The following is a 6996-nucleotide window of genomic DNA, read 5'->3' on the forward strand; positions in this document are numbered from 1 at the left end:
CAGTCCCGCAGGACTTCTGCCCCATTCGTCACTCGACGAGATCGCCCGGCAGGGCCGGGGCGATTAACGGCCCCTTTTTTTTGCGGTTCACGGTTGGGACGAAATGAACGGAAATAGTTCGCGGATTTCCCGTTCACTTGGTTGTCGACCGTACTCACACACTTCAAACGCCTCCGCGTATGTGATCGCTTTTCCCTTCTCCGGTCCGTATAACTCGATCAACCGATCGCGGCACTTGTCGGCAATTTGCGCAAATCTTTGGCGGAAAGCCTGACGCACCTCTTCCCGCTTCTTCTGCCGATCGGCCTCCGTCCGGGGTGCACTCTCGGGCGACCCGAGGGCCCCACCTTCGATAAACTGCGACTCAATGGCGAGTAAGGCATCCAGCTTTTGCTCAATGACATCATCAATGGCCACCACAATATCCGGACGGAAAGGATTTGGCCGCTGGAAATTGTCGTACGAGTACAGAAACACAGGATTTCTTTTGAGGGGAGGAACGTCGGGACAGAAAAAGGGAACGGCCACCATGTAAGCCGAGTCCTGCATCAGGACTCCCGTGTAACGGTGATCGGGATGATAATCATTCGGTCTGTGGCCAATCACGATATCCGCCTGCCACTGGCGAATAAGGCGGGTCATCGTTTTTCGGTTTTCCAGAGTGGGTAAAAGCTCGCCGTCGTGAATGTCCAATACTTCCGTTGTGATCCCCAGGATTCTGGCTGCTTCCTGAACTTCCGCGGTTCGTCGCTGAGCGAGAGGACCGCCAGCCATCGCCCAGTGTCCAATATCGCCATTTGTCATTGAAACAAACTTGACCTGATGTCCGGCCTTCGCCCAAAGTGCCGCCACACCGCCCGCACGAATCTCACAGTCGTCCGGATGGGCACCAAACACGATGACTCGGAGAGGCCGATTCTCGGCGGCTCCGAGCGGACGTTGGCTGAGACATGCGATACCCAACACGACGGCACAAAATGCGGTGACAATTCGGAGTCTCCTGAAATGGCTCACCAATGGTTGGTTCAGCTTCATAGGGCGGCTCCCGCCTCCACATGCTCAAGCACTCGAGGTGGCAACCAAATGCCGGCTCGGGCACCGGTCCAAAACAGTGCCTGACTTGGCCACCATTATTGGCCATTGAGTGCTCAGAATCAAGCGAGAGCTATCGGGCATGGGCCGCGTATTGACAGCTATCGGCCGTGGACTCGAAGATAGGGAAGTGCATCGCAAACCACGGGGAATCTACCGGTTTCTGCGACGGTCGGGCAACTTCGATGTTTTGGAGTTTTGACACATGGGAAAAAGATGGTCTGTTGTTTGTTTTGCGCTCGCGATGGTTCTTGTTCCAGCGGCCATTGTCTCCCGGGGTGAGACCCGGGCCGAACCCGCCGGGCCAAAGATGGGAATCAACCTGGCCGGCCCGGCCGACTGGAACACCGAACTGCCGTTTGTTGACGTCTTCAAACTTTCCCGCCCCTGGATCAGCCAGCAAAAAGGAAAGCCGTGGGGGCAGGGACCGCGCCTCGATCTCGACGAGCACGGCTGGGTGCGGAGCCTGCAACCTGACTGCTGGGCGGAAACCCTCATGTGCACAATTGACGGCGGGCATTATCCCTCCGGCCAATACACCGTTTTGTACGACGGGAAAGGAAAGATTGAAGTCGGTAATGCCGCACGAGTTCTGCAGGAACACCCGGGGCGAATGGTGATCGAGGTCGATTCAAAAAAAGGTGCGATTTTTCTGCGGATCACCCAGACCGATCCAGCGGATTACATTCGAAACATCCGGGTGATCATGCCAGGATTTGCAGACGTCTATGAGAAAGAACCCTTTCATCCTGACTTCCTGAAACGCTGGGCGGGGGTGAGGTGTTTTCGGTTCATGGACTGGATGGAGACCAATGGCTCACGGATTGCGCGCTGGGAAGATCGGCCAGTGTTAGAGGATGCTACATTCTGCGCAAAAGGCGTCCCGCTCGAGCTTATGATCGACCTGTGCAACCGCCAAAAGGCGGACGCCTGGTTTTGTATGCCTCATCTGGCCGACGACGAATATATCCGCAAATTTGCGCAACTTGTCAAAGAAAGGCTTGACCCGCAATTGAAGGTCTATATTGAGTATTCCAACGAAGTCTGGAACGGAATGTTCGAACAGAGCCGCTGGGCGGGAGAGCAGGGGATACGCCTCGGCTTTGCGGAAAAGCCATGGGAAGCGGCGTGGCGTTACACGGCATGGCGGTCGGTGCAAATCTTTCGCATTTGGGAGGAAGTGTTCGGCGGAAGAGATCGCTTGGTCCGGGTCCTGCCCACACAGGCAGCCAACCCCTACGTGTCTGAACAGATCTTGTCATTTCAGGATGCCTACAAACATGCTGACGTGCTGGCTATAGCACCATATATCAGCATGAATGTCCACTCTTCTGGAGACGGTCCCACGGCGGAGGAAGTCGCCCAATGGTCATTGGACAAATTACTGGACCACGTGGAAAACCGAAGCCTCCCGCAAGCCATTGAATGGATGAAGCGACAGAAAGAGGTAGCGAATCGGTTTGGCGTCGGTCTTGTGGCCTATGAGGCAGGGCAGCATCTTGTGGCCGTCGGTACCGCCAACCGGAACGAAAAGCTCGTGGAATTGCTCAAACAGGCCAATCGCCATCCCCAAATGGGACGCATCTACGACAAGTATTTCCAGGCCTGGGAAGAAATTGGCGGTGGGTTGTGTTGCCATTTCTCGTCTGTGGGGCGGTGGAGTCAGTGGGGAAGCTGGGGGCTGCTGGAATATGCCGACGAATCACCTGCGCAGTCACCGAAATTCCAGGCGTTCCAGCGGTGGCTCAAAAAATGGAACGTGTCGGCTGCTCACTAAGGGAGCAAGGTGAGGGCTGATTGAAAGCGATGGAGTCATCTGGCTTTAGCCAAGGTTGGCTCAGCAATGCAAAAAAATTACGTGTTGTACCCAACCCGCAGATCACGATCGACGTGTTGGGATTTTTGGGCTCGGTGTTGCAAAAGGGAAAGTTATTGCAATTAATGACACCTTTAAATGAGCCAGCTTAATCCACATCCTTCAAGTTCCAACGAATCTAACCTGCCACCTGCAGTGATATTCCAGCATCCCGGCCGTGTTTGGCAACTGGCACTCTTTCATGCATGGAACTCTCTCCAGCAAGTTGGGCAAGTCTGGCAACCTTTACCTCGTATTCTTGTCGCTTCCACCGCGGACAGGATCGAGTCGGTCCTTCGCAACCGACCGGCGAGCTTTACCGTGCTTTCTACAAAAAGCCCGCATTACCAGACCTGGCTGCAAAGACTTCCAGGCTGGAGGAGGCAGTTCCCGCTGGCGACCTTTTGCGTGATCAATACTTCGGGCATCGATCTTCAACCTGGACTTTGGGAGCTGGGAGTCCGATGCGTTATTCAGTCCACCTGGGAGATGGAGATTCTTGCGAGGTGGCTGGCCTGGCACCTGCGGCGTCTGGACGAATCGCCCAACGAATGGCTGAAGGGACTCTGGGATCGCCTCCCATGGGCGCAGTGGGGTGGAAAAGAACCCGTGTCCGGATAGAACATTTTTTCCACCGTCGGCTTGATCCACTGCGTTATGCCGACAAATGCTTGCTCATAGCGGTAGAATTGAAAGAAAGTCGGCCACACTACGCTTGCAAATACTCGCATTTTCGACAAATTCACAAATATTTTGCTTTCACTGCCGTAAGCTTCATTTTTAACGAGCGCACCTATCCTGCTGGTAGTGAGAAGCTCGGTTCAGGCAGTGGATAAGCGCACGCCAAAGACGAAAAAGGAGTGAACCCATCCATGAGTGACGCCGTTCTGACACGTGAAAGCATTCTCAAGGTTCTTGACCGGTTTCTTGACCCGGAACTTGGTCGAAGTGTCGTCAGTTTGGACCAGGTGCAGGATATCAAGATCGCGCCCGGCCGGGTGACCATTCAACTCGGATTGACAACCTTCTGCGCCCCATTATGGGACGAACTCGCTCAAGAAGTCCGCGACTTGGTCCGGAAAAACCTGGACTCAGCCGTGGAAGTGGAAGTAAAGATCTCCGAGTTTCCGCGGGCAGCAGAAAAGCTCGGTCAAATCGGCCTGAAAGCCAAATACGTCGTTGCCGTAGGATCCGGCAAGGGCGGTGTAGGGAAAAGCACCGTAGCGGCAGTCCTGGCGCTGGGGCTTACTCGGGCGGGATGTAAAGTGGGCCTCATGGACGCAGATGTTTACGGTCCGAGCATCCCGCACCTGCTGGGAACCGAGGAGAGACCGACACTCTATGAAGGAAAAATCGTGCCGATTGCGGTTGAGGGGATGAGGGTGATGTCGATGGGATTCATCGTTCCGCGCGAAGAGGCCGTGATCTGGCGCGGTCCGATGCTCCATCAGGCCGTCCAACAATTCCTGCGAGATACCGACTGGGGAGACCTGGACTACCTCATCGTTGACATGCCGCCGGGTACCGGTGACGTGGCGCTCAGTCTTTCCCAGCTCCTTCCCGTGTCCGGCGCGGTGGTGGTGTGTACTCCGCAGGAGCTGGCACTCCTCGACGCGGTCAAAGCCATCGCGATGTTCCGCAAGGTGAATATCGAGCTCCTGGGAATCGTGGAGAACATGAGCTACTTTGTTTGCCCCAACTGCGGAACCAGGCACGATATCTTTAGCTCGGGTGGGGCAAGAAAGAAAGCCGAAGAGCTCAAGGTACCGTTCCTCGGCGAAATCCCGCTCAATATGGCAATCCGCGTTCGCGGGGACGAAGGAAAACTTGTCGACTGCTTCAACGACCCCGTGCTTCAGCCGTGCCTGACCGCTCTGTGCAAGAACCTTGTGCGTCAAATCGTGGAAAAGCGCCGGGCGTCACCGCCTCTTCCTTCGCTGTCTGTGCTGTAATGTCAGGCGGTTGATTGGTTCAGGATTGTGAATGTTCCCTCAAGCCTCTCCGCGCCGCCTGCTCCTCTTCTGAAGCTGGGGTCGCCAGGCAACGGTAGGGCAGGGAACGAGGAAAGCGCGCCGTGGGTGGCTCTCCGCCCACGGCACCGATCCGACGGCGAAAACCGGGGTGGTGACCGTCTTAAAGCCGCTCATTCGTAAGCATCAATGTCGTCCCAATCGTCTTCTCCGTCTTCTTGATCGACGGGAATGTCGTCGCGTTCGTCCAGAGCGGTCACCGGAACTTTGCCCGGTTTGCTCTCCCGCTTGCGGAGGAAGAGGCGTATGGGCACCTCGGGATAAGGGAGTTCTTCCTGGAGAGCATTGATGAGGTAGCGGCGGTAAGCATTGGAGAATGCTTCCGGCTCATTGCAGAACATGACGATGGTGGGCGGCTGAACTCCCACCTGGGTGGCAAAATATATTTTTGGCCTTTTCGTCCCGGACAGGGGTGGTGGATGCCGCTTGAGAATGGCCTGCAGCGCTCGATTAAGTTGCCCGGTTCCCACCCTCATCAGGGCTTGTTTGTGGAGCGATCGGGCCAGATTGATGAGGCGTTTGACGTTTTTCCCTGTCTTCGCTGTAATGAACGCGATCGGCACGTAGGACATATTGCCAAACGTGCTGCGGAGTAAATTCACCCAGGATTCCGTTGGCGTTTTGTTGACGAGAAGATCCCACTTGTTCACCACGAAGACGCATGGCTTCGTGTGTTCAGCGATGTATTTGGCGAGCTGCTTGTCCACCCGGGCAATATCCTGGGTGGCGTCGAAAAACAGGAGCACAACATCGGCCCGACGGATACTCTCCTGCGCCCGACAAACCCCGTAAAAATCAACATTTTCATGAATGCTTTTGCGTCGCATCAGCCCGGGCGTATCAATTGCCACAAAGACTTGACCGTCCAGCTCGAACCGGACGTCCACACTATCCCGGGTGGTGCCCGGAATTTCGCTGACAATCATCCGCTCCTGCCGGGCGAGAGTGTTGATAAAGGTGCTTTTTCCGACGTTTCTTCGACCGACGACAGCCAGTTTCATGACGGGTTCCGGCACGTCCTCCGAAACCGAGGACGGCAGCAGGCGGAAAATTTCCTCAAGCAACTCCTCTTTGCCACGATGTTGTTCGGCACTCACGGTTACCAGCGGCCAACCCAGCTTGGAAAACTCCTGGGCCACCACATCCCACTTGGGGGCATCGGCCTTGTTCGCGACGCAAATCGTCGGCCGCTCGAGAGTGCGAAGGCGGCGGGAAATCTCCTCGTCCATGGGCGTCAGACCCGACCGCGTATCCACCACGAACAAGATGAGAGTGGCCTCATGCAGCGCAATGTCAATCTGGCGAGCGACATGCTCTTCCAGTTCCGCCGCATCCACAATTCCGATACCGCCGGTGTCCACGAACTCCAACCAACGATCATCGATCCGGGCAAGAGCCGTGACACGGTCCCGAGTCACGCCTGCCCGTGCGTCAACAACGGCCACCCGACGCCCGACCAACCAGTTAAGGAGGCTGGATTTGCCCACATTCGGTCGACCTACGATGACTACTTTGGGAATAGACATGACGTGCTATAACTCCAAACGTCTTTAAAGGAGTTGGTTTACTGATTCTTTTTTCTTTTGGATGCGGAGAGCTTCTGCGATCACCGACGCCGGGAAAAAACCATCATTTCTCCGGCCGGAGGCTCTGGACCGGTCACCCACCATTCATCAATTGTAAGGGAGTTGGTCAAAAATGTGGGGCCGGACCGACTGATGGGCACTTCGCGGCGTGGAAAACCAGAGTACCGCCACGGCACCAAAATTGACATGCAGTTGGAGGGATCCTGCAGAACAGCGAAGCCTGTACCCAGGCCGATAGACGTCCCGTCTATTCTTTAGCTTGGAGGACTGGCCGGTGGGCCACGTGCACCGCCGGATAATGCGAGTCCTGTCAGCCGGACGTTAGCGGCGCCCTGCAAATTCCCGCGGGGCGGATTTGGCCTGGGCAATTTCAATCGCGTTGAGTAATCCCCTCGCCTTGTTGAGGGTTTCCTGCCACTCTCGGCGGGGATCA

Annotated in this window: 6 protein-coding genes; 4 read left to right on the forward strand and 2 right to left on the reverse strand. The window is 55.9% G+C overall.

Annotation, left to right across the window (positions count from 1 at the left end):
- Positions 1-87 precede the first annotated feature (87 nt).
- The gene (locus H5U08_RS07320) at positions 88-1035 is read right to left on the reverse strand and encodes a PIG-L family deacetylase (RefSeq protein WP_297031712.1); all 948 of its coding nucleotides are present in this window, start codon (positions 1033-1035) and stop codon (positions 88-90) included.
- A gap of 262 nt (positions 1036-1297) precedes the next feature.
- On the opposite strand from H5U08_RS07320, the gene H5U08_RS07325 reads away from it, so the two are divergent.
- The 4 genes from H5U08_RS07325 to H5U08_RS07340 all read left to right on the forward strand — a co-directional run bounded on the left by H5U08_RS07325 (position 1298) and on the right by H5U08_RS07340 (position 4899).
- Complete coding sequence (locus H5U08_RS07325; protein ID WP_297031715.1) at positions 1298-2869, forward strand: hypothetical protein; 1572 nt, start codon at positions 1298-1300, stop codon at positions 2867-2869.
- Between the two features lie 20 nt (positions 2870-2889).
- Positions 2890-3060, forward strand: coding sequence for a hypothetical protein (locus H5U08_RS07330; RefSeq protein WP_297031717.1), 171 nt, complete (start codon positions 2890-2892; stop codon positions 3058-3060).
- A 208-nt stretch (positions 3061-3268) separates the two neighbouring features.
- Entirely contained in the window at positions 3269-3568 is a 300-nt protein-coding gene (locus H5U08_RS07335; protein ID WP_297031719.1) for a hypothetical protein, read from the forward strand.
- A 251-nt stretch (positions 3569-3819) separates the two neighbouring features.
- A complete protein-coding gene (locus H5U08_RS07340) occupies positions 3820-4899 on the forward strand; it encodes an Mrp/NBP35 family ATP-binding protein (protein WP_297031721.1) in 1080 nt (359 codons plus the stop codon).
- A 191-nt stretch (positions 4900-5090) separates the two neighbouring features.
- On the opposite strand, the gene der is transcribed toward H5U08_RS07340, so the two are convergent.
- A complete protein-coding gene (gene der, locus H5U08_RS07345) occupies positions 5091-6503 on the reverse strand; it encodes a ribosome biogenesis GTPase Der (protein WP_297031723.1) in 1413 nt (470 codons plus the stop codon).
- Positions 6504-6996: the final 493 nt, after the last annotated feature.

This window comes from Thermogutta sp. (assembly GCF_014359955.1).
Lineage (GTDB): Bacteria > Planctomycetota > Planctomycetia > Pirellulales > Thermoguttaceae > Thermogutta.